Consider the following 1,470-nt stretch of genomic DNA (forward strand, 5'->3'; position numbering starts at 1 on the left):
CGACCCTGCGCCGGGCGGCGCGGCGGCGGGGCGAGGAGGTGACCTTCGCCGCGCTGCGGCAGGGCGTGGCCGACGGGAAGCCATGGGCCGTGGCGTCGCTGCGGGAGAGCGGCAGGGCCCTGGCCGCTGCCGTGACCGGCGTATGCGAACTGGTCCGTCCCGCGCTCGTGTTGATCGGCGGAGGGTTCGCCGCGGCGATGCCGGAGCTCGTGGCGATGGTGGCCGAGCGGACGGCCGCGCTGGGACGCCCGGGGCATCCGCTGCCACCGGTCCGGCCCGCGCGACTGGGCGGCCTGTCCTCGCTGCACGGCGCCGTTCTGCTGGCCAGAGGGCTGCCGGACTGAGCCGCGTCCGGTTCTACGGGCGGTCGTACGGGTCGGCTTTCAAAGGCGGTTGTACGGGTCGGCCCGGTCCATCCCGGCCAGCGCCGTGGCGACCGTCTCCTCCGCGAGGCCCGAGACCAGCTCGGGACCGCCGGGACCGTCCAGGACGAAGGTGAGCCCGTCCGTCGCCTTCTTGTCCAGCCGCATCACCTCGATCAGACGGCCCGGATCGGCATCTGCGGGCAGGGCGAACGGCAGCCCGTAACCCCGCACCACCTCCAGATGCTCGGCCGCCCGCGCCTCGTCGATCCGGCCCAGGGCGAGCGCCAGACGCCCGGCGAAAACCGTGCCGATCGCCACCCCCTCACCATGCCGCAGCCGGAAATCGGTCACGATTTCCAGGGCATGGCCCAACGTGTGGCCGTAATTGAGCACATGACGCAGCCCGGAGTCCCGCTCATCCGCGGAGACCACCGACGCCTTCAGGGCCACGCTCGCCGCGATCTGCTCCGCCGGCGGCAGCCCGCGCAGATCACCGGCGCCGATGAAGTGGCAGCGGGCGATCTCCCCGTATCCATTGAGTATTTCCGTCGCGGGCAGCGTCTGAAGATAGTCGGTGTCGCACAGCACGGCGGACGGCTGCCAGAATGCACCCACCAGATTCTTCCCCTCGGGGAGATTCACCGCCGTCTTCCCGCCCACGCTGGCGTCCACCTGGGCCAGCAGCGAGGTCGGCAGATGCACCACGGGCACACCCCGGTGATACAACGCCGCCGCCAGACCCACGACATCGGTGGTGGTCCCGCCACCGCAGGAGACGACCGCATCAGACCGGGTCAGCCCGAAGCGGACGAACTCCCGGCACAGCTCCTCCACCGTGGCCAGCGACTTGTCCGCCTCCCCATCGCGGGCCCGCAACACCACCGACGGCACGCCCGGATCCGGCAGCCAGTCGTCCGGCCGGGCGGAGACCATCGCCACCCGCTGAGCACCGAGCCCCGCGATGATCCCCGACAGCGCATGCCGGACACCCGGCCCGATGTCCACGGGATAGGAACGGTCGCCGAGTTCCACCATGACGCGGGTGTGCGGATGAGCCGACGCCGTCATGCGCTGTCCGTCCCTCCATGGGCGATGACTGGGAATT

General features: G+C 71.5%; 2 protein-coding genes. One reads left to right on the forward strand and one right to left on the reverse strand.

The features are described from left to right. A partial coding sequence (locus KN815_RS44275; protein ID WP_216347411.1) for an ROK family protein occupies positions 1 to 344 on the forward strand: 344 nt, incomplete at its 5' end. A 39-nt stretch (positions 345 to 383) separates the two neighbouring features. On the opposite strand, the gene KN815_RS44280 is transcribed toward KN815_RS44275, so the two are convergent. After that, a complete protein-coding gene (locus tag KN815_RS44280) occupies positions 384 to 1,433 on the reverse strand; it encodes a 3-dehydroquinate synthase family protein (RefSeq protein ID WP_216347413.1) in 1,050 nt (349 codons plus the stop codon). Between the last annotated feature and the right edge of the window lie 37 nt (positions 1,434 to 1,470).

The organism is Streptomyces niphimycinicus, assembly GCF_018883605.1.
GTDB lineage: Bacteria > Actinomycetota > Actinomycetes > Streptomycetales > Streptomycetaceae > Streptomyces > Streptomyces niphimycinicus.